The following is a 24407-nucleotide window of genomic DNA, read 5'->3' on the forward strand; positions in this document are numbered from 1 at the left end:
CCCGGCGTAATTCTCTATCCATTCCAAAAAATAACTCGCTATAACGCGCCCCCTTATGAACGTCGGGCACGCCACCTGCTAACGTTGTGGCGCTTCAGCCGCGGTCGCTCACCACCGTCAGCGCGTAATGCGGTTTTCCAGCGACTAAAGCTCATTAGCAGAATTTTAACTGCGGGCATACGCCTGCGTTTTAAGACGTAAAGAGGAATTTATGGCAACAGGTACCGTGAAGTCACTCCGGACGGTGGCGGCGAAGATCTCTTTGCTCACTTTTCGGAGATTCAATCCAGCGGCTTCAAGTCGCTGCAGGAAAACCAGAACGTGACCTTTGAAGTGAAGCAGGGTCCGAAGGGCAAGCAGGCGTCGAATATCCAGGCGAGCTAAATCTTTAGTGCGGCTGCGGCAACGCGCCAGCAGCTCTCCAACCGGAAGAAACCCATGCAAGCATCTCCAGGCCGGGCAGACATTGAGTTACGAGCGTATTACCTTTGGGAATCTAACGGGCGACCGGCAGGTCGAGCGGAGGAATACTGGGAAAAAGCTATTGCCATGCTGGACGAGGAGTCGCGCATCGTAGCGCCGATTGATGAGGCGACCGCTGCTGGTTCGCTGCTGACGCAGCATGTATCTGCCTCGAAGAAAATCGCTATGGAAGACGCCGCCATGACGGTTGCGACCGCACCACCGGCAAAGTCTTCGACTCGTCGGAAAAAGGCGGGGTAGCTTCCTTCGCCGCGCGCCTCGTATGCCCGGGCGCTCGATGATTTGCAAAGACGTCTCCTCCATAGCTCCACGACGTGGATTTTTGCCCGCCAGTTGTGCGGGCATTTTTTTCCCGGCATGACCTGCAGGAACAAACGCGCGAAGCGACTCCTATTCACTGACTCGGTGGCCATCCTGTACCCGCCATGGCGTGCGTATGAGCCCCGATGGTCAACAAGTGGCGTTCCGATAAGTACTACCCGTATTGATGCCGTAACTCGAGCCGACTTGGCGCGCCAAGGCGCCCTGTCTGTACACGCGGTGCAGCATCGTCTCCAGGCACGTCCCGTGCATAGGGCCTCGCATGCGCGCTCGCTGAAGTTCTCAAAGGTGAGCGATGCTGCCAGATTGCAGAGCCTGTAAATCGACTTCGGTTCGGCGTATGCGGCGAACCGCTTTTAATGGAGAAATACCATGCATTGGATAGACCCTGACTCCCTGCAAGAGACACGCGGGAAAGTCACGCATTTTCTGCTAAACCCGCATGGCGAATTGGACGGCCTGATTCTCGATAGCGCCAGACAGGTCCATTTCCCGCCACATCTGTCCAGACAGGTCGCAAAACACATTGCCGTGGGCGACAAGGTGCGCGTACAGGGAATTAAGCCACGCGGTGCAGACATCGTTGCCGCTGTTCAACTCATTTCTTCCACCGGCGTACCTATTCTTGACGAAGGTCCGCATCAGGAACCTCATGTGCCGCGTCACGTCCAACTGCGCCCCATGACAACAGAGGGCGAAGTAAAGCTCCCGTTGTTCGGACCGCAGGGAGAGCTTCGCGGTGCGCTACTTACTGATGGCACCTCAATCCGCGTGCCCCCACACGCCGCGAAAGAGTTGGCGGACTACCTGGAGCCCGGCGCACATATTCAGGTGTGGGGACATGGAGTAAAAAACAAATCCGGCAAAACGATCGAAGTCGATGAAATTGCTCACATGGTTGGCGCATAGGTGGAACGGCACAGATATTGCGGTTGCTGCCTGGCGTAGGCCCGACCATATTCGAAAGCGGCTGCTTGAGCTCTCGTCGTAGGTGTCGGGCAGCAATGCGCGCGAAAGCCGTCACTCCAGGAGTCGTACATGCAACATCCGCAACATCAGCCGGTCGACCGGCTAGACACGGTTCCCGACACGTCGAGTCCGGCGTATGCATCCCGACATCCTGTCACCAAAGCTTTCGATACGTTTGCCGCTACGGTTACACGTTGGGCAGGATCGCCGATGGCATTCGGGGCTGCCGTAATTTCTGTTCTCGCATGGCTTACCTGCGGACCTGTATTCAAGTATTCGGAAAACTGGCAGCTGGTGATCAATACAGGAACGACCATCGTTACGTTCCTGATGGTTTTTCTTATCCAGCAAAGCCAGAATAAAGACAGCGTCGCTGTACATCTGAAGTTAAACGAGCTCCTCGCCTCAAACCGTTCTGCGAGCAATCAGCTCATCGGTATAGAGGACGCGTCGGAAGAGGACTTGCGTCGCATCGCCAGCGCGTACCTTCGTCTAGCCAAAAAAGCTGGTGAACGCAACGGTCAGCAGGATAACGTTGACAACTGCGTTGAAGAAGCTCGTAGGAACACAAAGCCTCATGAGCAAACTGCCCAGCACGATGCAGCCGAAGAGGCAAAGTGATGGCGCGGAGACTTTCATCCACAAAAGCTGCAGCGAGGCCGCAAACCGCGGACGACTATTTCGTGAGCATCGCGAGTAAATCGGTTCAGAAGGGACGTTACTACGGGACACTTTCGGTGGTCCGGAAGACCGACGGACGGATTCTTTACCCATTCGACGGTGCACCTGATCTCGGCCCTTTCCCCACATTCGTGGAGGCACGAGATGCCGCTCAAGTTTGGGCGTCCCGCCTGATCAGCGCCGACCTTCTGAATCCAGAGAGGTGAGCCAAACCTTCACGTCCAAACATGTGCTCTCACGGAGCATGAAGTATGTTGAGCCGGGTCACAACCGTCAGTGCGACGGTTACAGCATCGCGCACCTCTTTTATTTCCAAATGTCACCGGTTGACTCAACAGCAATCCCGCTTTTGCACGGATCCCTTTGTCGCTACCGCATGAAGGAAAACTTGCGGCCACGATGGGTGTCGATATGCTCAGTCGCGTCTTGTGCGACGCGAAGACGGACGAAATTCCGTTTTTTTCAACTACGTAACAAAACTCTTTTAAGTCATTGCGTACCGATCTCGATGGCAACAATTTCATGCCCGGCGTCAGCGTATTTATTTGCCGCCTCTTCCGCTTCTTCACGGGACAGGAAGCGCTTCGCTTCCTTGATTTCTGGCGCCAACCCGATGTCGCCATCTTCCGCACTACAGAGAAATTTTTCACCGGTTTTGACAACGTACGCGTCAGTCATGCCTGCCTCCACTACCTTGTTAGATGAATGGTCAGTCTAGCACCCTGACGAAACTGCGGGTGTAGTCGCAATCGCGGGGTTTGTGCGGCACAACTTTTGCAGCTTCCAATTCGAAAGCTGAAATTCTGGGGTGCTATTTATCGGTGCAGTCAGGCGTCAGTCGGTCGAACACGACAGGGAGAATCTCATGCGGAAAATTCAATTCAAGTCGTATGTCGGCGCAGCGTTGCTTCTCGCAACTCTCGCATCCTATGGCAACGCGTACGCACAGGGTGCGCCACAAGCCATTACGGAAAAGCGCACAGACGTAGTTCAGCTTGCGAGCGGATATCGTGCGTCGAAGCTCGCAGGCGCCGACGTGTACAACAAGATAAAGGACAACATCGGCACGCTGGACGATCTGATCGTCTCGCCGGGTGGGGACCGTGGCACATACGCGATTTTGTCGGTTGGCGGCTTTCTGGGCATGGGCAAACATCTGATCTCCGTACCGTTCAACGATCTGCAGATCAATAACCGGCGCATAGTCTTGCCAGAAGCGACAAAAAAGTCACTCGAGGCGTTGCCGGAGTTCAAGTACGCACTGGACTAAGCAGCAAATGCGTCGCAACGAACCGAGGAATTCTGCTTCCGGCGAAGCGGCAGACTGGGCAAGGGGGGGCGTGATGCGTCTACGAACGGGATAACTTCATCCCCAGCGGCTCGACGCATTGACAACGCTTATGCTCTACAAGGCCGCCTCCCGTACTCTGCAATGGTGCGATCCCGTTCGACGGAGCAGGACTTACTCCACCTCCGGCCTCGACCGCTCTTTGTAACTAAAGCGGATCGCGCGACACAGTGCTTCGGGCTGCGCACGAGCAACCCGGCAGTGGCTAACAAATCGATTAAATAAAGCTCGCCAGTTCCGCTTAAAGCGAACATACTGGCCTCCTCTCAGGGTCTGGCTCCCTCGACTACGCTAGATTCCCATTGGCCGACTGACGTCGGCTTTTTTTCGTTCGTGCTCGCCTGGCATGCCACCGCTCTGTATCTGGGCACGCCCGGTTACCAAGCCTAACTTGCTTCCTGCCCTTCATACGTCTCTTAAGTCAGACGCGATGTAGAGTCGCCGGACGTCGATGCATGGAGCCGTTTGACCACTTGAAATCCGAGAAGCGATCGTTGTTCGCAACCGTAGGCCAGCAAAAGGCCGAATACCCCACAAGAACATGAGAGTCCGATGGTGCAACGACGAAAACCGAAGCGACCGAGCCCTGATCTCTATCGGTCCGTCTACATGCTTGATCTTGCGCGAGGAGGCTCGCATATAGGCAGCGCGTTATCTGAAGCCTCACAGCGCGCTGCCATCGATGACGCCTTGAAAGAATTTCGTCAACGGCACACAAACGGTGACGTCGACGGCTTTTTGAACCTGCTTGCCGAGGAGCTTGAGAAAAGAGGAAGGACCGGTGCCGCACGCCTTGTTCGCGCTATAGCTGGTGCTGACTGATGCTATGAGAACAACAGCACGGACTGGCCTACTAGTTTATCAGGCTGTCGGTCGACAGCGGCCGGTTCGTTCGCACCGCAGCAGCACCGCGGCCGTTTGCTAAGTTGAAAAGCGCGGGATTTCGATCGTGAATACAGTTTCGTTTGCCTGAGAATCTACTGAGACTGTCCCGTGATGAGCATTCGCGATGCAACGGCAAATGTAAAGGCCGAGTCCAACACCTGACGTAACGCGCTTCGGGCCAGCGGAAGGACCTGCGCGCGTCAACGGATCAAAGATTGTCGGCAGAGCGGTTTCGGGTATCGGCGAACCTTCATTCGAAACTGCAAGAACGATATGCCCGTCGTCGCCGCTAACTCTCACAATCGCGGAGCCACACCCATATTCAATCGCATTGGTCAACAGGTTGACGACCAGTTGGTTCATGCGTCCCGCGTCCCACATGCCCCCCAGATCGCCCGTCGAGTGCAGTTCGATATGTGCGTCGGGCCTTGCGGCGCGGATCTCTTCGACCGCACCGGCGCAGATACGTCCTAAATCCTGTTCTGTGGCTTCAACCGGCAGAGAGTCTCCCAGGCGGGTACGTGTAAAGACAAAAAGACCGTCGACCAGCGACTTTATCCGCTCGACACCGCGTTGAAGGTTGATCCCCGCGCGAAGGCTGATAGGCGACAAATTCTCGTCGCGAAGCAGTACGTTCGCCGAATTCACGATCGCCGTCACTGGCGAGCGCATATCGTGAGCAAGGACGCCTGTGAATAGATCCCGGATACGCTCCGAACGCGTTGAGAACTGCCTGACCGACTCTGCGACCATCTGATCAATCGCTTCGTTGAAGCGGAGCATTTCCCCGAACTAGGCGGCATCAATCGGGCATGTCTGCTGCCATCTGCGCAGGACACTCGCGCGAAGCGCGCGATACTCCGCGACCAAGGCGTTAACGTCAAAGCCGTGAGTCTGCCGCGCGTCCGCATGCTCGCGCCCCACCTCGTTGAAGGCTGAGTCTGGTTCCGAGCGGTTTCCGTGAGACTTCGCCTGCTGCTGCGCGGCACTTTGCGATGCGCGCATATCTGCTGCGATGCCGATCAGAAGCTGGCGACCCGAGTCGCGTAGTTGCTCATCAGTAAGTCTGACACTTTCGGGTCCAACCACGCGCGCGTACTCTATCCAGTCTTCGAGCAAGCCGTCGAGATTTGCCTCAATAAAGTCCGACAAAGTCACGTGATCCTCGCGAGACAATCAACGGTCTTACGCACCGCTGCGCTATTGAGTTGCAATCGGGTATCGGGAACAGCGAGTGCTTGAAGAGTTTCGCACTTTACGCAGACCGATCCCGGCAGACCTATGCCCGCATCAGCGGCGCCTTTCATAGGGTGAAGCTTACCGACGTGTCGCAGCTAATATGCTCCGGTGAGATGAACAGAAAGGCACGAATCGTCCTCGAACAATTCGACTGGGTTCACTGTTAATTTAATGGTGACCGCATGCACTTGCTCTCAAATTACTGCTTGACTCGGCTTGGCTGAACGCTTTTACGCCGGCCGGATCGAGGATTGCAACTCACGTGCGGTGGGACCGCGGCAGTGCAGCAGTCGAAAACGGATTGAACGCGGAAGTGCTGGGCCGCTTAGAGGGTTTCTCGTCCCGCCGACGTTTGTCCTGGCGCGCGCTTCTCGCCAATTGCCCAACTAGCTCGTCGGCAATGTCAGATACATCATCAGCCTTCGTGGCGCTTCGTCTACCCTGGCGGGGACCCTCAGCCTTTCGAGCGCCCGGCTTTGCCGCACCGGCGGGGATCGGGGCACCAAGGATATGTTCGATGACCGTCCTGAATGACTCCGATGCAGAGTCCCCGGGAACTTCGCGCGAAAGCATCGTCCTCGCAATAATTTCGTGTAGCGAATGACCGTCGACGGCTTGCCTTTTCGGCACTCGAGTCCATTCAACATCTATAGACGCGAAGCCGCGAATCACCCTTTCGAGCACCGCAGGTGAAAGAACTCCACCGTCATATAGGCTGATTGCGACGCTCTCAAACTGGTCGAATGCTCTCGTTCGAGGTGATTTTTGCATGGCTCTTCCTGATTTTTCTCAAACTGACTTTTGATAACAAGCAATAAATTCGAGCAAAGCGCATGCCGGTCAAACGCGCGCCCGTCCAGTCGATCACTAAAACTCTCATGCGAGGCCGCTACGATGATGTCTTTTTCCGCAGCTGGCATAGCGCATGCGGGGAGAGCTTCGTGTTTAACCTCACGGGAGATATCAAATGAACACGATTAAACGTGCTGTTGCCGTCGCCGCCCTCATCGCTATGCCGGTAGTGGCATTTGCCCAAACGGATACCGCTCCTTCCGGCGACTCATTGAGCCGGGCCCAAGTCAAGCACGACCAGTTAAATGTCGAGCGAGCGGGTTATAACAACTCGATCGGCGATCAAACGTCGTATCCGCGCGAGGCGCAAGCGGCAGAGGCACGGGTGGGTGCACAGCAGGTACGTAGCGCGGAAAGCGGGAGTTACGGCGGCGTGATGCCCGGGTCGTCTGCCTCGGGCGCGCCCGAGCAGATCAGGCAGCCCGCACACACGGGAGGCGCACCCGGAACCAAGCCGGTCTATTTCGGACAGTAATCTCGAATCGTTTGATGAGTAGCCTGGATTGCGCAGATGTTCGATGCAGAGCACCTGCGCAATCCAGCGTAAGGGCTGAGAAAATATCTGCACGCATCAGCTGATGGGCGACCAACCAGTCAAACTATTCAATTTTCCAAAGAGCGTACACAGAAGCGCTCATGGCGCACCATCAAATCGTTGAGCTGTGCCGTCTACCACTAAGAAAATAGCCACATTTATACGTTCCATCCTTTTCTGGCGCCATTGCCGTAGATCTCGCGTTGACTCGGGTAAGTCACGTCACTCGGCATGTGTATGGAGCAATAGGCGGCATGCACCGACCGTGCTGCTATCTGCTCGAATCCGGATGCGCGGGCTTGACACTCACAAACCTATACGTCCTGTCGATGGGAATGGGGCTTGCTGGTGCTCGGCTATTCGCTAACACCAATCAATGCATACGAAGCTGTCAATGAACGAATCGGAGTTGGAACAACGCGCCGAAGAAATAGAGCTGGCACTGGCCGATATCTTCGAGTCGCCCAAGGCTCCCGCTATGAGCAGTTATGACGAAGGCACGCGGCTTTTTGTGCAGATTTCGTGGGTCGTAGAATCTCGCGGCGACACGACGCTGGACGCTCGGCGCGTCCTTACGCTGACATTCGCAACTGCACAATTCGAGAGATATGCAGAGATGGACACGGCGCATCGCAAGACTTTCCAGTCTCGCTTACGCGCGTGGGTCAAGCATCGATTTGCAGAGCAGCGCGACGGAGCCGTGACGCCAGACGATTGCTCGCTGGAAGCGGCGGTGCCGGACGAGCTATTTTCCTGAAACCCATTCAGATTGGAAAAATTCGGGGTGACTGGTTACTGCCTACCCCCGCACATTCGCGTTCGACCTGCCAAACTGCCCACACCAAACAATCGCAAAATCCGAAACGCCGCACGTTAGCGACGTGCGCCAATTCACGCAAAGCGCTCGTGATCGGTCCGAGCGCAAATCGCCTTTCTAGACGATACCGCGTAACCTGCCCTCGAGTCGATTCGCAAGGACGTATTGGAGTTTGTCGAGTGAGAGTGGCTTGGTCAGGTGGTAATCGAAGCCTGCCGCGAGCGCCCGCGACTTGTCAGATTCCGATGCGTAGCCAGTCAGCGCCACCAACATGACGTCGTCGAGATTCGCATTGCGACGAACTCGCTGAGCCACTTCGAAACCGTCCATTTCCGGCATTCCGACATCGATGATCGCCACCTCCGGATGCCGCTCCATCATCAATTGCAGCGCGTCTCGCCCGTTGTCTGCTGTCGTGACCTCGTGTCCTTCCAGTTCGAGCAACACGCCGAGTGCCTGCAGGGCGTCGCGGTTATCATCCACGAGTAGCAGTCGGGCCGCAGTCGTGACGGTATGCTTTTCGGCGGCAGCCAGCAGCTCTTCACCTGCCGACGCTCGCAATATTGGCAGCCTCAGCGTCACAGATGTGCCGCGTCCAGGCCCTTCGCTGTAAAGGGCAATCGTGCCACCGTGGAGTTCGACCATGCGCTTTGCCACGGCTAGCCCGATTCCCAAGCCACCTGCTGCGTGAGCTTTTCCACGAGTAGTTTGTGCAAACAGATCGAACAGGTGCGGCTGGACCGCAGTATCGATACCCATGCCGTCATCAGTGATGGCGATAATGACTGAGCCGGCGGGCGCGTCATCCAGACTTCCGTTCTCGACTTCAACAGAGATTTCGATATTGCCGCCCGCCGGCGTGTATTTGGCGGAGTTCGACAGAAGGTTGCCCAGCACCTGGCTCAACCGGACATGGTCGGCGCGCACATAAACGGGCAGTTCCAGCCCTTTGATGACCAGCTTGTGCCGGCGCGATTCGACATGATGCTTGATCGCGGTGACGGCATCGAACGCAATGTCGTTAAGCGTGGTGTCGCTGGGCCTGACGGCCAGTTTTCCGTGCTGCAAGCGCGCGGCATCGAGGAGGTCGTCGACGAGGGTTCGCAAATGCCTCATCTGCTTTTGTGCAATATCGAGCACATCGACGGCCTGTCGATTCTCGGCGCACAAACGCTTCGCCGCGCCGACCGCACTGTCGATCGGCGCCATTGGGTTGCGCAGTTCGTGCCCGAGCATGGCGATGAAATCATTGTGGCGGCGATCGCTTTCTTCGCTGGTATCCCGAGCGTTGATAATGGTAAGCGACGAGCCGGCGAAGACGGCAAGATTCGATAGAAGCCTGACGTCTTCGAGATCGAAGCTGCATTCGTCGGTATGCGACATGACCCAGATTGCACCCAGATCCTGTCCCATCAAACTGATCGGCACGACTATGCCTTCCTGCACCGATACGCCGGGAAACGCGAGACACGAAAACCGTTCCTGTGGCCTGACGAATAGCTGCGGGGTTTGAGCCTCCAGTGCCACTGCACAAGGGCACTCTTCCCACGTTGTGATCTTTCCGCGCAGATCGGCACATAGCCCTGAGACCGAGAGCCATCTGAAGACCCGCGCATTACCGGCTGCCTCGATCAGGCTGATGCCTGCGCTGCCGGCGCGGCAGAGCGACAGCGCGGCATCCGCGATGGTTTGCAACAGATCGGTGCGGGGTCCGGCCTGAGCACGCGCCAGCGTCACGAGTGAACGGTTTTCTGCCGCGTAATCAGGCGCCCGCGCAACGCGCCGGGCAAGCTCGTCGGTTTGCCCGAGCGTGCAATTGCTGTTCATGCGATATGGAAAAGAGAAAGCCAGAAGGGGCGCCCTGCGTATTGACTCTACAGCGGCAACATTTGCCGACACGAGATACGCAAGAACGCTGGTCTAACATTAGGGGAAGCAATAGCGGAAGTCAACGAAGTACGTTGTTTGCGGCGCGTGACAATGACCAAATGCGGAACGGTTCACGTACGCCTTTGCCCACTCCGCAAAAATGGGCCTGTCCCAGGGTGACGACGGTCATCTTTACGCATATCTTCTTCCATCCCGGCATTGTGTTCATTACGCGCGGTGCCGGCTGTGCACGGTCAAGCACGAACGCGTGATGTTGCTGTGCATTCGCTCCAGCAATTTTTCGGAGTCGCTCCCCTACTGAACAACGCCCATCGCTTCACTGCACCGTATTCACACAGGAATACACCTTGCTGTCTAACGTGATCCATACGGAGGCCTCTGCTCCGTTTCACGTCACCCCCAAGGAGTCGAGTCATGCCCGAAACTCAGGATCAATTCACCATGCAGGATCCTCTGACTCAATATCCGCAACCTGATTTCGAGCGTCAGCCTCAATCTGAGCCCGGCCTTGCCAAAGACATGACGCCGCGACCGGATCATGGAGAGACAAGCTACAAAGGGTTCGGGCGGCTCGCCGGACGCCGGGCACTGATCACCGGTGCGGATAGCGGAATAGGCCGCGCGGTTGCGATCGCCTTTGCTCGCGAAGGCGCCGACATCGCGATGAACTATCTGCCTAGTGAAGAAAAAGATGCGCGGGAAGTCATGCAGCTCATCGAAGACGCAGGACGCAAGGCAGTCGCGTTGCCAGGTAACATTGCCGACGAGGCTTTTTGCAAACGTCTGGTCGATGAATCCGTCGCGGGCCTGGGCGGTCTCGATATCCTCGTGAATGTCGCGGGCAAACAGACGTTCGTCGAAAATATCGCCGATCTCGCCACCGAGCAGATCGAAGCAACTTTCCGCACCAATGTTTTTGCAATGTTCTGGCTATGCAAAGCCGCTCTGCCCCATCTCCCGCCGGGCGCGACGATCATCAATACGACGTCGATCCAGAGCTATCAACCAAGTCCCGGTTTGCTCGACTATGCATGCACCAAGGCGGCAATTACTGCCTTTACCCATGCGTTCGCCAAGCAGGTGATCGGCAAGGGCGTGCGGGTCAACGCGGTTGCGCCTGGACCCGTCTGGACCCCGTTGCAGCCAAGCGGAGGCCAGCCGCAGGAAAAGGTCGAAAAATTCGGTTCGGAGGCTCCGATGAAACGCCCCGGTCAACCAGCCGAACTTGCACCGATCTATGTGGTTCTGGCGTCGCAGGAATCGAGCTTTGTCACCGGTGAGGTGTATGGCGTGACAGGTGGCAATCATTTGCCCTGATCGGGATTTTTAGGGCCGCGTCGAAATCCCGGCGCTATCCGGGGCGGCCAACGTCACTCCACTGCGTTGCGCCGACTATCCGGGCTACCCGCCCGGAGGACTTTGAATCCCACTCGGGGAAAGATATGGACCTAGGCATCAAGGGGCGCGTCGCGCTCGTCAGCGGTGCGGACTCTGGCATTGGCTTCGCCACCGCGACGCTACTGGCAGCGGAAGGCGCCAGTGTTGTCATCACTGATAAATCGCAGGCGGCGCTGGACGAGGCGGCGCAAAAGCTTCCTTTGGGCATCCATGCGTTCGCCGCGGATCTGACGGACGTTACGCAAATAGCCTCATTAAAAAAGCGGGTGCTGGACGCAGTCGGCGCGCCGCAGATTCTTGTCAATGCGGCAGGAGTGACCGGCGCAACCGGCCTGTTCCACGAAATCGACGACCAAGGCTGGCTGGATACGCTCAACATCGATCTGATGTCGCCGGTCCGTCTGGTGCGCGCGTTCATCGACGAAATGAGGGCAAGCGGCTGGGGCCGCATCGTTTTACTGGCATCCGAAGATGCGGTGCAACCGTACGTCGATGAACTGCCCTACTGCGCCGCAAAAGCGGCCGTGCTGAATCTCGCCAAAGGTTTGTCGAAAACCTACGCAAAAGAAGGTGTGCTGGTGAATGCCGTTTCACCCGCCTTTATAGCGACACCGATGACGGACGCGATGATGCGCAAGCGAGCCAATGAAAAAGGCACCGACTTCGACGAAGCGATCGCGAGCTTTCTGGACGAAGAGCGGCCGTTCATGGAATTGAAAAGACGAGGCAAAGCTGACGAAGTAGCGTCCGTCGTTGCCTTTCTGTGTTCGGAACGCGCGAGTTTCGTAAATGGCAGCAATTACCGGGTCGATTCGGGATCGGTTGCTACCGTCTGATGCGAGGCTCGCGACGCTCTGCCGGCCAGTCACTTCACCACCGCAACCAGGGGTAACAACATGAGTATCCTCTCAGCAATAGGCCTGACGAACAGCAAGAAAATCCGTTACGCGATTGTCGGACTCGGTGACATCGCGCAGGAAGCGATGATGCCTGGCGTCGACCATACCGGGAATTCGGAGATCACCGCCCTCGTCTCTGGAGATCCCGAAAAGGCGCAGCAGGTGGCCGAGCAATATGGCGTGACCGACGTCTACCGGTATGAGCAGTTCGACCAGATGCTTTCATCGGGGAAGATCGACGCGATCTATCTCGCTACGCCGAACTGGCGACATGCGGAGTTCGCCATTCCCGCATTACGCGCGGGCATACATGTGCTGGTGGAAAAGCCGCTCGAAGTATCGACCGAACAGTGCAAGGCAATTGCAGAAGCCGCGAATGCGTCGACGGCAAAGCTGATGGTGGCTTATCGATTGCATTTTGAACCTGCCACGCTGTCCGCTATCGAGCGTATTCGTTCAGGCGAGCTGGGCGAGATCATTCTGTTTTCGTCGACCTTCGTTCAGAAGGTGGATCCTGCGAACCATCGTGCCCGCAGTGGTGTGGCAGCCGGTCCGCTGCTGGATATGGGTCCCTATCCGATCAATGCCGCGCGCTACGTATTCGAAGACGAACCGATTGAGATCGTGTCTGCGGTCGGCGTCCGGCATGAAAAGGCGGGACTAGGCGATTTCGACGACACCGTCGCCGTCACACTCAGATTTCCCGGCGAGCGCCTCGCACAGTTTGTCGTTTCTTATGCGGCCAATGCACTGGAGTCGTATTTCGTGGTCGGCACGAAGGGCAGTATTGCCATGCAACCTTGTTATACGTACGGTAAGCCGCTTCAGCAAACCGTGACCATTGGCCAGGACGAAAGTCGTCATTCATTCAAAAACACCGATCATTTCGGCGGTGAGATGAAGTATTTTTCCGACTGCATCCTCAACGACACACACCCGGAGCCGGACGTCGAAGAAGGATATGCGGACGTGCGTGTCATCGAGGGCATCCTCAAGGCGCTCGAAAGCGGTGGACCGGTCCAGCTCGAGCCTTTCGCGAGGACAATGCGAATCGACACGAGCGCGCAGGCGGAAACGCTGCGCGCGGTCAAGTCGCCGGATCTTGTCGGGGTCAGCAACCCGGGAGCAGGCATCGATAAGGTTCCGAAGAATTGAGCGACACCCGCAAAGACTGGGAGCGCAGTAGCGGCGGTGCGCTCGCCCTTCGTGCTTATGGCGCGATTGGAGACGGACGCTCTGTTGCATTGAGCGGCGCCGACGGTTCTATCGACTGGTGGTGCGTGCCGGGGATCGACTCACCGCCGCTCTTCGATCGTCTTCTCGATCCGGAGCGCGGCGGATTCTTTGCCCTCACGCCGACCGACCCGTTCACCGCCGAACGCCGGTATCGGCCCGATAGCAACGTGCTCGAAACGACCTTCACCACCGCTTCAGGAGAGGCGAAACTGGCGGAGTCGCACAATAGCAGCGGCGCCGGGCGCCTTCCCTGGGCGGAGTTAGCCCGGCGCATCGAAGGCATTGCAGGAACGGTCAGGTTCGACATCCGCATCCGTTGGGGACGTCAGGGCGATACGATCAACCCCTATTGCTCCGTCATCGGCGGACATGACGTCTTTCACGCCGGCCGCGTGCTCGGGCTGTTTCTACACAGCGAGGGTCTCACGATCGACGCACGCGAAGACGGTGGCCTGACTGCGCATCTGGTTGTCTGTGCGGGGCACCGGGAAACCGTCGCTATCGTCGCAGGACAGGACGAGCCGCTGGTCGTCCCTCCGATCGAACAGATCGACCGCCGGATTGACCGTTCCGATGAGGCCTGGCGCGAGTGGACGCACCAATTGCGGTACGACGGAGCGTATCGATCGTTACTCGTGCGCAGCGCGCTCGCGCTCAAACTCTTACTGTATTCACCGAGCGGCGCGATCGCAGCTGCCGCGACCACCTCGTTGCCCGAGCGCGTCGGTGGTAGCAAGAACTTCGACTATCGCTACGCGTGGGTACGTGACGCCGGCTACACCATCAAGGCGTTTCTTCGGATAGATGCTCAGGAAGAAGCCAAGGCGGCATTCTCGTGGCTACTCAGGCAAATCGAGAACGACGGCGCCCGGGTTCTGTTCCCGCTGTCCGGCGGCGTTGTCCCCGCTGTTACCGAGCTGGATCTTCCCGGCTACAGGAACTCGACGCCAGTCGTGGTCGGCAATGCCGCGACGAATCAGCATCAGCACGGCATTTACGGCGATATCTTCGGAACGGCTGCCGAATTTGTCCGCGGTGGCAACATTCTCGACTCGCAAAGTGCACAAACACTTTCCCGCCTCGCCGATCAGTGCGCAGACCGTTGGCGACGCGAAGATGCCGGCATCTGGGAGCTCGAAGAGGCCCGGCAATACACGATGTCCAAATTCAGCGCGTGGGAGGCGCTGGCGCGCGCGGTCGAGCTGGCCGACAGCGGGCAATTGCCCACCACGTGCCGCGATCGCTGGGAACGCGAACGCGACCGGATCGCCGAATGGATCAATGAACACGGCTGGTCCGAAGAGAGAAGCGCCTATGTCATGTACCCGGGCAGCGACAGGCTGGATGCGTCGATAGCGCTCGCCGTACGATTCCGCTTTGGCGATAACGACCGGATGGAGAAGACACTCGACGCCATTCAGCGCGAGCTGGGAAACGGTCCTTATCACCACCGTTACTCCGGCGTGGCGAATGAAGAAGGCGCGTTCCTCGCCTGCACGTTCTGGCAAATCGAAGCGAGAGCGTTACTGGGACAAACTGAAGTAGCGACGCGGGCAATGGATGCGATCATTCAGGCGCTACAAGGGGGAACGGGTATCTACCCTGAAATGGCCGATCCGCACAGCGGCGAGTTTTTGGGGAATTTGCCGCAGGGACTGACGCACCTTGCGTTGGTGCAGGCGCTGACCTCGATTGCGACCCAAACACGTTCTGAGCTGCGGCGGTGAGCCGGGCCTGCTGGTCGATTTGCGGAACGGCTGAACCAGACGGTGCCCGGACAGCTTTTAAATAGCTCGACACAAAGATCCGTATTGTGCCGTCTGGAAGCAGCCCGGCGACCTGCTTGCCGCTTTGCAATGCGACTGCCCTAGCGCTGAACCTCGGCATGCGCACTGCGTCACCCAGTGCCCCACGTCTCGCGTGTTGTCTCGCGCAAGCTGCGAAGCCGTTGGCCCCGCGACGCAGAGCGTTTCGCCGTCGCCATCTGGAAAAGGTTGTGATGTTGCTTCAGAGACCTGAAAGCATCGCGCTTTTGTCACCCACCTGTCTGCTGCCCACCGCATCCAGCTTTCCCTGCAGTTCCGCTTTGCGTCGCTCCATTTTCTCTCCGAGCGCACGTAAGTCACACTTCGATTTGCGCAGCTCCGGAAAAAGTTCCTCCTCTTCTTCCTCCACATGATGACCGACCATTTCGCTCATCACTTTGAAAGTCGCGTCGAAGCCCTTCTCGCCGGCTTTCAGCGTTTCAAACTTTCCGATCAGCGTCTTGACCAGAAAGTGCTCGACATAGGCTTCTTCCACGTCAACCTTGTCGCTTTCGGGTAGAGCCTGCTGGGCGGCGGGATAAAGCAACTCTTCTTCGATCATCGTGTGAATCGTCAGCTCTTCGCAGGCGCGCTGCGCGAGTGCTGCTTTTGCTTCGAGGTCGTCATCGGCCGCACGCTCGAATGCCTTGAACAGCTTTTCAACCGCTCGATGGTCCGCCTCCAGCAAATGCAGCGCATCTTGTGCGCCAGAAGCCGCTTTTGCCTCATGCTTTGTCGTTGTTGCCATGCTGACCTCCTAGGTGATGCCGGTCTTCACCCCGAATCAGAATGTTCCGGCTGACTCTTCGTAGCACAAGCGCTATGCCTATCGACGAGACGGGCGATCGCAACGGGAAAACCGAAACCACTAGGGGAAAAAGCACGTGGTCCCGATCCGCCCCGCCGTGTCCGCCGTCATGAGTCGGAATCGCGTTGGAACCCGGAAGGCGCTAGCGCCGCGATACGGCCCGTATCGTCCACATCCATAACGGACCGACGACCGACAAGGGCGAGGACCCGCCCCTCCAGCTCGTCGAGCTCAGCAGGTTTGCGACAGATGATGTCAAAGCCCACCGCTTTCATTTCTCCGAGATAGTCTTCCGTGTCGAACGCGGTATAGGCGAGCAGCGGAATCTTCGCCGTCGCTGCAATTCGCTTGAGGGCGGCCGCGACGCCAATGCCGGACAGCCCGGGCATCGCCACATCCAGAACAATGCAATGCGGTATCCAGGTTCGCGCCACGCTTAATGCATCCGAGCCGTGATACACGGTGCGCACGCACATTCCGCCTCCTTGTAGATAAGCGCTGAGCGCGTCAGCCGACGGACGCGAGTCGTCCACGACCAGCACGCGCATGGCTGTTTCATGGGGACGGCCGTCATTCAGGCTCTCGGACCGCAAAGTATTGTCCCGTTCGCAGCTTTCCTGTTTCGAGTCCATGGACGCTCTCTTGCTGGTAGGGTGGAAGGTCGTTTCCTGGCAGCCGCAACGATCGTACCCATGGTCAAGACAATGGCGCTTCTCACGGATATCTGAACTGAAAAAAGCGTTTTGCCGCAGTCGAACACACAATGCAGCGAGCGACGAACCAGTACGGCTCTCGCTCGCCCTCTCTACACATTAACTGTCGCTGATCTGCTGTCGAAATCCTGGACAGAAATGAGTGTTAGTGTTTCGGAGCGATTTCCCCTGACATGGGAGGTTGGCGATGAAACGCAAACAGTATTCGGTAGAACAGATCGTGGCCGCGCTCAAGCAGGCCGAACTGGGCATGCCGGTGGCGGATCTGATCCGGCAACCGGGCATTTCCGAGCAGACGTACTACCGCTGGAAGAGGCTGTATGCAGGCCTGGAGTCTAACCAGGTCCGCGAACTGAAGCAGCTCCAGGATGAGAATGCGCGGCTCAAGAAGCTGGTTGCGGAACTCAGTCTGGACAAGGCGATCCTGCAGGATATCGCCATAAAAAAGTGGCCCCGCCCGCGCTGAAGAGGGACGCAGTGCCTACATCATGAATCACTACGGTCTTCCGACGCAGCGGGCGTGCCGTCTGGTCAAACAGGCGCGCAGCACCCACTACTATCGCAGCGTCAAGAATCCGCAGACGGCATTACGCCAGCGGATGCGCGAGATCGCGCAGACCCGGGTGCGATACGGATATCGACGCGTACATGTGCTGCTCAAACGCGAAGGCTGGCATGTGAGTCGCAACCGGGTCTACCGGCTGTACGCCGATGAACAGTTGCAGCTACGCTCGAAGCTGCCCAGGCGACGCAAGATGGTGGTGGCGCGCCGTGAACGGTGCGTACCGGTGCGCCCTGACGAAGTCTGGAGTCTGGATTTCGTGGCCGATCAACTGGCCAGTGGCACCCGCCTGCGGGCTTTGACGATCGTCGATGTGTTCAGCCGTGAAGCACTTGCCATCGAAGTCGGACAGCGCCTGCGCGCAGAAGACGTGGTGTCGGTGCTGAACCGGCTGGTAGCGCAACGTCGGGCGCCACGGTTCCTGTTCGCCGATAACGGCAGCGAGTTCTCAGGCCGTCTGCTGGATATGTGGGCCTACCACTACAAGGTACAGATCGACTTCAGCCGTCCAGGCAAACCCACCGATAACAGCTTCATCGAGACGTTCAATGGTTCATTCCGGGACGAATGCCTGAACCTGCACTGGTTCGAATCCCTGGCGGAAGCGAAACGCGAGATCGAGGCCTGGCGGCGGGACTACAATGAGAGTCGGCCTCACATGGCGCTCAACGACCTGACGCCGGGCGAATTTGCCCGGCAGTACAGCCTTCGGCCTACGGCCTACGGCCGAAGGCTCATGAAACTCCGGACACTAACATTGCAAGGTGTCCAGGAAACGCAAGCGGATCAGTCGCCGGCCTTGATATCAACCGACCCTGTGCAATGGATCAGTGCCACCAGATTATTTGAGTCTGCACTTTGGCCCGCCGTACGGAACGAAACCACCCACAGATGATTCTCTGCGTCCCAGTGCGATCCGGCCTGAACATCGAAAGACTTTGCCTTCAGCAAGGGAGCATTGGTGCTGTCTATCTTGTTTCTGAGCGCCGTTTGCCGCCAATCTGCACCGTTCGTGGGACACTCGCCTGCATCGGCTGGCTTTCTCGACTAGGGTTTGAGTTCGGCGATACCGAAAGTCACTAATAGCAACGCGGCACAAATTAAAGCAACCATCCGGGCGTTCTTACGTTCGCGGCGACCAGTAGCTTGTTGCATCAAAGACTCCTATGAATTCAGGGGCAATCGTTCGCTTCATGACCTACAGCAATTTCCGGCCTCGCTGCGAGTCATCTCGGCAAAAACGGATATATAGACACCCCCGATGGTGTATTGGCTCTTTCATTTAGCAACCCTCGGGCCAGTGTTGATAATTTTCCCGGCGCTAGCGGCCTCTTGATATTCGGATCGCGCGTTGATCGGCAAATTAACCGATCGCAGCCGATAGCTGCCTCTGATCACGCAGCCAAGAAAATCCGCGGAATCCGCTGCAGTTCTCAGGCAACACGTATGCGCCCGTCAATGCGCGGGCCATCGGTGATCTCCTCGACTCGGTCCAATTCGACCGAGGTCACGACGACCATCAAAATGGCAATGGGCTGCGTATTAACGTCGGCTTTGGCCCTTGGACATTCCGAAAAGGTTTGAGCCGAGCAAACAGATGACAACCTTCGCGGAATAGCAGGCGACTGTATTGAGGAAAGATGTCACGGCTCAAGTCGCGCCGAATATAGCACCGACCGCGGATGCCACACCCATCGACAGCACGCTCCAGAAGGTAACCCGCAATACGCCCGGACCCACTCTCGCTCCTCCGGCGCGCGCGGCAATTCCGCTAACGATTACCAAGGAAATCAGCGCCGCCACCGCGATACTCGGGGCCACCCATCGCTGCGGGGCGAGCGCCGTGACGAGGCCGCGCCGCACCTAAATCGCCGCCAACTCTCAATGCTCGCGCGCGCTGCGCCTTAGCAGGCAACGTCACGGGCCGGCTTCTTGCTATTCCACCCATGCGTCATCAATTAAAGACCTTCGCTGGGAACCGACATGCGCCTGCTAAGCCGTCTGGCTATTTCAATAGTTTTGCCTCTGGCCTCCTGCGCGGTCGGACCATCAAGTTCAAGCGACGCGGGCTTCGGCGCGTCGCCCGCCATACCGGCTCCGGAATCGTCGTTGGTTCCGACGGTCAACATCGCGCCCGTTCAGGCACGCCCCGACGGTTTCGCGCCCACCGCCCCCGCCGGCTTTCTCGTCACCGAGTTTGCCGGTGGCCTCGCGCATCCGCGCTGGCTTTACACGCTGCCCAATGGTGACGTACTGGTAGCGGAAAGCGACGCGCCAAAAGAACACGATGAAGGCAGCGGCCTATTCGGCTGGGTCAGAAAGCAGGTCATGAAGCGCGCAGGCGCCGGTGTGCCGAGCCCCGATCGTATTGTGCTGTTGCGCGATGTCGACGGCAGCGGCGTCGCGAGCACTCAGACCGTGTTTCTGGGCGGCCTCCACTCGCCGTTCGGGATGGCGCTCATCGGCAATCAACTCTATGTTGCCGATACGGATGCTCTGCTGCGTTTCGACTATGTGACGGGCACCACCCAGATTACAAGCCTCGGCGTAAAGGTTGCTGACTTGCCGGCCGGGCCGATCAACCATCACTGGACCAAAAATATCCTGGCCGATCGCTCCGGTAAGCACCTGTACATCACGGTAGGATCGAACAGCAACGCAGGGGAAAATGGAGTCGATGCCGAAGAAGGTCGAGCGCGCATCCTCGCGTTCGACATCGACACGGGCCACGTGCGGCCCTATGCGACTGGATTGCGCAACGCCAACGGACTTGCCTGGCAACCGGATAGCGGCGCGTTGTGGACGGCGGTCAATGAGCGGGACGATCTCGGCAACAATCTTGTCCCCGACTACATGACGGCTGTGAAAGATGGCGCTTTCTATGGTTTTCCTTATAGCTATTACGGCCAGCACATCGACACCCGCGTCAAACCGCAACGCGCCGATCTGGTTGCAAAGGCCATCGCGCCGGACTACGCCCTGGGCAATCATACGGCTTCGCTAGGTCTGGTCTTTTACGACCGGACGCTGTTCCCGCCTCATTATCGTGGAGGCGCATTTGTCGGCCAGCATGGATCATGGAACCGTAAACCGCGTACCGGCTACAAGGTGGTCTTCGTGCCATTTATCGATGGAAAACCTGCTGGCGTACCCGAGGACTTCCTGAGCGGCTTTCTGACGGCAGACGGCTACGCCGTGGGTCGACCTGTTGGCGTCGCCCTGGATGCGCATGGGGCCTTGCTTGTGGCTGACGACGTCGGTAACGCTGTATGGCGAGTCGCGCCGCGTAACAACGACAAATCGGCTGACATCGCGCCGGCAGGTAAATGACAAGGCCTTGGCCGCTTTGCTCCGAAGCCCGGCGGACTTCAGGTTGTCGTGCAGATCAGAACCGTTTCATCAGTCAAAGCCGCATGCCCGTGGCGTCACCTCAAAAAACGGGGATCCGCAACTGGATCCCGGCGAGGCTCCGCATGGTAGAGCCAGCATTGTCGCGATTCGGCAGCTTGCGGTAATTGATCGGAAAATCCGCGCCGGTTGACCGCTCCCTCGCCGAATTATCGAACGGCCGCTAACTCGACAATCATTGGCTCTTCGCAACAACCCATTGAGACCGTCGCTTCCTGGGCCGGCAAGCGTTCGCTTGCCGGCCGCCAGCTATCAAACTTCAATCTGCTCGGCCATCTCGAGCGCATCGTCTACCTCGATCCCGAGGTATCGTACCTGTAAGCATCGGCAGGCAAGGCTGCCGCCTTCCTACGAAACTTACGCAACACCATCTCGCAATCGCGCAGATGACCGGCAACGAGGTGCTGGTGCGTACCGTCAGTTCCGTTTTCGACGCGCGGCAAAGTCCGCTGTCCGAAAAACTGCGAGGGCATTTCGAAAACGAGAGCACATGGGGCGCGGTGCCGGATGATCATCTGGTGATCCTCGAAGCGCTCGAGGCGCATGACCCGATCCAGGCTCAGGCGAGCATGCAGCGTCATCTGAAGATGTCGCTAGAGCGTGTCATCACGGGCGGACGGCGCGGCGGCAGCGCACCGCCGCGCTGACGACTCCGAAAATGCAGTCCGGGCACGACCAGGCCGGGGGCCGTCGCATCGCGAAGGCCCCGCTCTTGCGTCACTTGAAAGCCCGTAAGCTACGCACCATTTACGTTCCGTGAACAAACGAACTCGCCGCCCTCCGCTTCCGCGCTGGCCCTTCCCTCCGGGGAGGGACGTCGCTGGCCGCCCGTGCGGCGATCTCGTTGCGCTTCAATACGACGGCGCCGGCGCGTGGCTCTGGCAATGCCGGTGCGGTAACGTCGTCAGAGCCGCGCTGCAGATGGTGGAAAGCGGCGTGTTGAACGATTGCGGCTGCCGGGAGCAGCGTCGCGTGTGGCGTTCGCGACCCAGCTCGCCCGCACTGAAAAGCGGCGAAGTATTCGGCCAGTTGACGACCGAGCGCTACGCCGGCGACGGACTGTGGGTCTGCCGCTGCGAGTGCGGTTCCGAAACGACGGTGAGTGCTGGGCGCCTCCGGCTGGGTAAGGCGCGCATGTGCGATATCTGCGCCGTCACGTCGCCCCATCGCGCGTTATAGCGCATTAACGGGGTGAGCCGATTGCCGTGAATATGTGGACGGACCGGTACGGTCGCGTTGACTTTACTCCCGTAGATCAAGTGCGCGGGGAAGCTGTCCGATCTGTTGAAACACGGTGAGCCAGTCCTCCAGATGCCATGTCTTCGCGACCCGCCCGCCGCGCATCTCGTGGAACGAGTGAATTGCAAAGCGCACCGGCTTCGAGGTGGCCGCAATGCCCATTAGCGGCCCCGCCTGGGTTCCCGTGACTTCGGCTCGCACGCCGACCCGGTCGCCATGTATCAGCAGGTCGTGGATTTCGATCTTCATGTCGGGCAGTGCCGCCGCGATGTTGTGGAATATCGCGGCCATCTGGTCCGGACCGGGCGCTGCCCCTTCGGCTCGGGCAGATATTCCCAGTCGGCGGTGACCACGTCACGCAGCAACGCCAGGTCATGGCGCGAGAAGGCCTCGTATAAACGCTCGATTTTCGCGCGCGTCTCGGCCTCGGCAACAACGTTCGATGTCATGGCTACTGTCCTTTCAGAATGCCCGGCTGGGACTTCGGTGCAGGTACAAATCATGTTACCGCAGTCGGGCTCAGCGGGCGTACGGTGGTTCATGACCTTTCATGACCATTCACAGCTATTCCAGCGGCTGAAAACACCCGGCACTCGTAGCCCAGGTGAAAGCGTTTCGTCATCGACGGGCACGCGACATGCTGCCGTCACGGCAGTTGGCACCATAGCCGGCGCTGCATCGTCGATGCTCGCGCGCTGCCCGTCGCAATCTCTTGAGCCGTCTTGACGCTCAAGCCGATACGCGTGGTGCCCTCCATCAAGCAAAAAAAATCATAGGATCACCATGTCGACTACACACCATGGACTAAAAGCGCGGACTGCCGGCGCGGATAAACGATTTCAGATCATCTTGACCTGCGTCATTGCGGCCCTCGCGGGTCTGCTGTTCGGGTTGGACATCGGCGTCATCTCCGGGGCGCTGCCGTTCATCACCAAACAGTTTCACGTGAGCGACCGGGCGCAGGAATGGATCGTTAGCTCGATGATGGTCGGCGCCGCGTTCGGCGCGCTCATGTCGGGCTGGACCGGAAAGCGGATCGGCCGGAAATATTCGCTGATGATCGGCGCCGCGCTATTTGCGGGTGCCAGCGCGCTGTGCGCATTCGCCCCCGATCCCGGCTGGCTGATCGGCGGCCGCGTGCTGCTCGGTATCGCGGTGGGTATCGCTTCGTTCACGGCGCCGTTGTATCTGTCGGAGGTCGCGCCGCGCAAGATGCGCGGCTCGATGATCTCGCTGCATCAGTTGATGGTGACCGTCGGCATACTCGTGGCCTTCCTGTCCAACACCGCGTTTAGCGGCACCGGCAATTGGCGCTGGATGCTCGGAGTGATCGCGTTGCCGGCGCTCGTCATGCTCGCCGGCCTGTTGCTGCTGCCGCAAAGTCCGCGCTGGTTGATGAGCGTCGGCCGCGAGAAAGAAGCGAATTCGGTACTCGAGAAATTGCGCGCCGACCCGAACGAGATTGCGGTCGAAGTGAAAGAGATCCGCGCGCAACTGAAGATCAGCGAGGAAGGCTGGGGCCTGTTCAGGAGCAACGCGAATTTCCGTCGCTCGGTATGGCTCGGCGTGGCACTTCAGGTGATGCAGCAACTCACCGGCATCAACGTGGTGATGTACTACGCGCCTCGCATTTTCGGCCTGGCCGGATTTGCGTCGTCGCACGATCAGCTGTGGGGGACGGTGATTGTCGGCGCGGTGAACGTCGCCGCCACTTTCGTGGCCATCGCACTGGTCGACCGTTGGGGCCGCAAGCCCATCCTTCTGACAGGGTTCACGGTGATGGCCGCGTCGCTCGCCACGCTGGGCGTGCTTCTGCACGCCGGCATTTCGCCGGGCACGCCGCAGATACTCGCTGTCGCCGCGCTGATGGTTTTTATCGCGGGCTTTGCGATGTCCGCCGGTCCGATGATCTGGATTCTGTGCGCCGAGATTCAACCGATCAAGGGCCGCGACTTCGGCATCTCGGCCTCCACCTTCGTCAACTGGGTTGCCAATACCGTGGCGGGGGCCACGTTTCTCACGCTGCTCAACACGATGGGGCATGCGCAAACCTTCTGGCTCTATGCCGCGATGAATGCGCTGTTCATTCTGGTCACGCTGCGTTTCGTGCCGGAAACACGCTCGGCTTCGCTGGAGCAGATCGAGCGCAACCTGATGATGGGAAAGCCGTTGCGGCAACTCGGCGAATAGATTTTCTGCCACTGTCGCGTGAAATCGTGGCGTGTCCCGCATGTAGTCGAGCCTCGAATCAGTCGAGGCCACGCTCAGCGGGCACGCCCGTTTTACGTTAGGATGGCGGCGATTTTTGCTCCGGCCATC

22 protein-coding genes and 2 pseudogenes are annotated in these 24407 nt (G+C 58.5%); 16 read left to right on the plus strand and 8 right to left on the minus strand.

Annotated elements, in window-relative coordinates:
- The first annotated feature begins 207 nt into the window (after positions 1–207).
- The 5 genes from BLS41_RS36190 to BLS41_RS40235 all read left to right on the plus strand — a co-directional run bounded on the left by BLS41_RS36190 (position 208) and on the right by BLS41_RS40235 (position 2660).
- The gene (locus BLS41_RS36190) at positions 208–384 is read left to right on the plus strand and encodes a cold-shock protein (protein ID WP_074774901.1); all 177 of its coding nucleotides are present in this window, start codon (positions 208–210) and stop codon (positions 382–384) included.
- 54 nt (positions 385–438) lie between these two features.
- Positions 439–723: a DUF2934 domain-containing protein gene (locus tag BLS41_RS36195; protein ID WP_074773913.1), complete on the plus strand. Its 285-nt coding sequence runs from the start codon at positions 439–441 to the stop codon at positions 721–723.
- Positions 724–1176: 453 nt separating this feature from the next.
- On the plus strand, positions 1177–1713 hold the full coding sequence (locus BLS41_RS36200; RefSeq protein WP_074773916.1) for a hypothetical protein: 537 nt from the start codon (positions 1177–1179) through the stop codon (positions 1711–1713).
- A gap of 129 nt (positions 1714–1842) precedes the next feature.
- Positions 1843–2394 (plus strand): low affinity iron permease family protein, encoded by a 552-nt coding sequence (locus BLS41_RS36205; RefSeq protein WP_074773919.1) that lies wholly within the window; start codon positions 1843–1845, stop codon positions 2392–2394.
- Positions 2394–2660, plus strand: coding sequence for a DUF6723 family protein (locus BLS41_RS40235; protein WP_074773922.1), 267 nt, complete (start codon positions 2394–2396; stop codon positions 2658–2660). The genes BLS41_RS36205 and BLS41_RS40235 overlap by 1 nt, the downstream gene beginning before the upstream one ends.
- A gap of 283 nt (positions 2661–2943) precedes the next feature.
- Here the strand turns inward: BLS41_RS40235 and BLS41_RS36215 are convergent, their stop codons facing one another.
- Positions 2944–3132 (minus strand): hypothetical protein, encoded by a 189-nt coding sequence (locus BLS41_RS36215; RefSeq protein WP_074773925.1) that lies wholly within the window; start codon positions 3130–3132, stop codon positions 2944–2946.
- Between the two features lie 187 nt (positions 3133–3319).
- Between BLS41_RS36215 and BLS41_RS36220 the strand changes: the two genes are divergently transcribed.
- Entirely contained in the window at positions 3320–3724 is a 405-nt protein-coding gene (locus BLS41_RS36220) for a PRC-barrel domain-containing protein (protein WP_074773928.1), read from the plus strand.
- 999 nt (positions 3725–4723) lie between these two features.
- Here BLS41_RS36220 and BLS41_RS36230 read toward each other — a convergent pair.
- Positions 4724–5470 (minus strand): sensor histidine kinase, encoded by a 747-nt coding sequence (locus BLS41_RS36230; RefSeq protein WP_253189920.1) that lies wholly within the window; start codon positions 5468–5470, stop codon positions 4724–4726.
- 9 nt (positions 5471–5479) lie between these two features.
- The gene (locus BLS41_RS39850; protein ID WP_253189921.1) at positions 5480–5845 is read right to left on the minus strand and encodes an RsbRD N-terminal domain-containing protein; all 366 of its coding nucleotides are present in this window, start codon (positions 5843–5845) and stop codon (positions 5480–5482) included.
- Positions 5846–6893: 1048 nt separating this feature from the next.
- On the opposite strand from BLS41_RS39850, the gene BLS41_RS36240 reads away from it, so the two are divergent.
- Positions 6894–7253, plus strand: a complete 360-nt coding sequence (locus tag BLS41_RS36240) for a DUF4148 domain-containing protein (protein WP_074773943.1) — start codon at positions 6894–6896, stop codon at positions 7251–7253.
- 454 nt (positions 7254–7707) lie between these two features.
- Positions 7708–8070, plus strand: a complete 363-nt coding sequence (locus tag BLS41_RS36245) for a DUF3022 domain-containing protein (RefSeq protein WP_074773946.1) — start codon at positions 7708–7710, stop codon at positions 8068–8070.
- Positions 8071–8247: 177 nt separating this feature from the next.
- Here the strand turns inward: BLS41_RS36245 and BLS41_RS36250 are convergent, their stop codons facing one another.
- A complete protein-coding gene (locus tag BLS41_RS36250; RefSeq protein ID WP_253189922.1) occupies positions 8248–10029 on the minus strand; it encodes a hybrid sensor histidine kinase/response regulator in 1782 nt (593 codons plus the stop codon).
- A gap of 405 nt (positions 10030–10434) precedes the next feature.
- Here BLS41_RS36250 and BLS41_RS36255 point away from each other — a divergent pair, with 405 nt between their 5' ends.
- The 4 genes from BLS41_RS36255 to BLS41_RS36270 all read left to right on the plus strand — a co-directional run bounded on the left by BLS41_RS36255 (position 10435) and on the right by BLS41_RS36270 (position 15280).
- A complete protein-coding gene (locus BLS41_RS36255; protein WP_074773952.1) occupies positions 10435–11337 on the plus strand; it encodes an SDR family oxidoreductase in 903 nt (300 codons plus the stop codon).
- A gap of 125 nt (positions 11338–11462) precedes the next feature.
- Positions 11463–12254: an SDR family NAD(P)-dependent oxidoreductase gene (locus tag BLS41_RS36260; RefSeq protein WP_074773955.1), complete on the plus strand. Its 792-nt coding sequence runs from the start codon at positions 11463–11465 to the stop codon at positions 12252–12254.
- 60 nt (positions 12255–12314) lie between these two features.
- Positions 12315–13472, plus strand: a complete 1158-nt coding sequence (locus BLS41_RS36265; RefSeq protein WP_074773958.1) for a Gfo/Idh/MocA family protein — start codon at positions 12315–12317, stop codon at positions 13470–13472.
- Positions 13469–15280 (plus strand): glycoside hydrolase family 15 protein, encoded by a 1812-nt coding sequence (locus BLS41_RS36270; RefSeq protein ID WP_074773961.1) that lies wholly within the window; start codon positions 13469–13471, stop codon positions 15278–15280. The genes BLS41_RS36265 and BLS41_RS36270 overlap by 4 nt, the downstream gene beginning before the upstream one ends.
- A gap of 280 nt (positions 15281–15560) precedes the next feature.
- Here BLS41_RS36270 and BLS41_RS36275 read toward each other — a convergent pair whose 3' ends face one another.
- Positions 15561–16106: a hemerythrin domain-containing protein gene (locus BLS41_RS36275; RefSeq protein ID WP_074773964.1), complete on the minus strand. Its 546-nt coding sequence runs from the start codon at positions 16104–16106 to the stop codon at positions 15561–15563.
- Between the two features lie 167 nt (positions 16107–16273).
- Complete coding sequence (locus tag BLS41_RS36280) at positions 16274–16798, minus strand: response regulator (protein WP_074773967.1); 525 nt, start codon at positions 16796–16798, stop codon at positions 16274–16276.
- A gap of 268 nt (positions 16799–17066) precedes the next feature.
- Between BLS41_RS36280 and BLS41_RS36290 the strand changes: the two are divergent.
- The 3 genes and pseudogenes from BLS41_RS36290 to BLS41_RS36310 all read left to right on the plus strand — a co-directional run.
- Positions 17067–18168, plus strand: a pseudogene (locus BLS41_RS36290) (IS3 family transposase); the annotation flags it as partial.
- A gap of 1256 nt (positions 18169–19424) precedes the next feature.
- Entirely contained in the window at positions 19425–20771 is a 1347-nt protein-coding gene (locus tag BLS41_RS36300; protein ID WP_074773976.1) for a PQQ-dependent sugar dehydrogenase, read from the plus strand.
- A 443-nt stretch (positions 20772–21214) separates the two neighbouring features.
- Positions 21215–21496, plus strand: a pseudogene (locus BLS41_RS36310) (FadR/GntR family transcriptional regulator); the annotation flags it as partial.
- A 595-nt stretch (positions 21497–22091) separates the two neighbouring features.
- Here BLS41_RS36310 and BLS41_RS39855 read toward each other — a convergent pair.
- Together BLS41_RS39855 and BLS41_RS39860 are read right to left on the minus strand one after the other, a co-directional pair.
- Entirely contained in the window at positions 22092–22379 is a 288-nt protein-coding gene (locus BLS41_RS39855; RefSeq protein ID WP_253189923.1) for an ester cyclase, read from the minus strand.
- On the minus strand, positions 22334–22537 hold the full coding sequence (locus BLS41_RS39860; protein WP_253189924.1) for a hypothetical protein: 204 nt from the start codon (positions 22535–22537) through the stop codon (positions 22334–22336). The genes BLS41_RS39855 and BLS41_RS39860 overlap by 46 nt, the downstream gene beginning before the upstream one ends.
- A 334-nt stretch (positions 22538–22871) precedes the next feature.
- On the opposite strand from BLS41_RS39860, the gene BLS41_RS36325 reads away from it, so the two are divergent.
- Positions 22872–24278 (plus strand): sugar porter family MFS transporter, encoded by a 1407-nt coding sequence (locus tag BLS41_RS36325; RefSeq protein WP_074773985.1) that lies wholly within the window; start codon positions 22872–22874, stop codon positions 24276–24278.
- The last annotated feature ends 129 nt before the right edge of the window (positions 24279–24407 follow it).

The sequence above is a fragment of the Paraburkholderia fungorum genome, from assembly GCF_900099835.1.
In the GTDB taxonomy this organism is placed as follows: domain Bacteria; phylum Pseudomonadota; class Gammaproteobacteria; order Burkholderiales; family Burkholderiaceae; genus Paraburkholderia; species Paraburkholderia fungorum_A.

Excerpts from the sequence above, each read along its gene's own strand:
- BLS41_RS36300 (WP_074773976.1), top strand. The coding sequence starts at position 19,425 with ATGCGCCTGCTAAGCCGTCTGGCTATTTCAATAGTTTTGCCTCTGGCC.
- BLS41_RS36275 (WP_074773964.1), bottom strand. The coding sequence starts at position 16,106 with ATGGCAACAACGACAAAGCATGAGGCAAAAGCGGCTTCTGGCGCACAA.
- BLS41_RS36195 (WP_074773913.1), top strand. The coding sequence starts at position 439 with ATGCAAGCATCTCCAGGCCGGGCAGACATTGAGTTACGAGCGTATTAC.
- BLS41_RS36205 (WP_074773919.1), top strand. The coding sequence starts at position 1,843 with ATGCAACATCCGCAACATCAGCCGGTCGACCGGCTAGACACGGTTCCC.
- BLS41_RS36280 (WP_074773967.1), bottom strand. The coding sequence starts at position 16,798 with ATGGACTCGAAACAGGAAAGCTGCGAACGGGACAATACTTTGCGGTCC.
- BLS41_RS39860 (WP_253189924.1), bottom strand. The coding sequence starts at position 22,537 with ATGACATCGAACGTTGTTGCCGAGGCCGAGACGCGCGCGAAAATCGAG.
- BLS41_RS39855 (WP_253189923.1), bottom strand. The coding sequence starts at position 22,379 with ATGGCCGCGATATTCCACAACATCGCGGCGGCACTGCCCGACATGAAG.
- BLS41_RS36240 (WP_074773943.1), top strand. The coding sequence starts at position 6,894 with ATGAACACGATTAAACGTGCTGTTGCCGTCGCCGCCCTCATCGCTATG.
- BLS41_RS36215 (WP_074773925.1), bottom strand. The coding sequence starts at position 3,132 with ATGACTGACGCGTACGTTGTCAAAACCGGTGAAAAATTTCTCTGTAGT.
- BLS41_RS36265 (WP_074773958.1), top strand. The coding sequence starts at position 12,315 with ATGAGTATCCTCTCAGCAATAGGCCTGACGAACAGCAAGAAAATCCGT.
- BLS41_RS36200 (WP_074773916.1), top strand. The coding sequence starts at position 1,177 with ATGCATTGGATAGACCCTGACTCCCTGCAAGAGACACGCGGGAAAGTC.
- BLS41_RS40235 (WP_074773922.1), top strand. The coding sequence starts at position 2,394 with ATGGCGCGGAGACTTTCATCCACAAAAGCTGCAGCGAGGCCGCAAACC.
- BLS41_RS36325 (WP_074773985.1), top strand. The coding sequence starts at position 22,872 with ATGTCGACTACACACCATGGACTAAAAGCGCGGACTGCCGGCGCGGAT.
- BLS41_RS36230 (WP_253189920.1), bottom strand. The coding sequence starts at position 5,470 with ATGCTCCGCTTCAACGAAGCGATTGATCAGATGGTCGCAGAGTCGGTC.
- BLS41_RS36260 (WP_074773955.1), top strand. The coding sequence starts at position 11,463 with ATGGACCTAGGCATCAAGGGGCGCGTCGCGCTCGTCAGCGGTGCGGAC.
- BLS41_RS36220 (WP_074773928.1), top strand. The coding sequence starts at position 3,320 with ATGCGGAAAATTCAATTCAAGTCGTATGTCGGCGCAGCGTTGCTTCTC.
- BLS41_RS36255 (WP_074773952.1), top strand. The coding sequence starts at position 10,435 with ATGCCCGAAACTCAGGATCAATTCACCATGCAGGATCCTCTGACTCAA.
- BLS41_RS36245 (WP_074773946.1), top strand. The coding sequence starts at position 7,708 with ATGAACGAATCGGAGTTGGAACAACGCGCCGAAGAAATAGAGCTGGCA.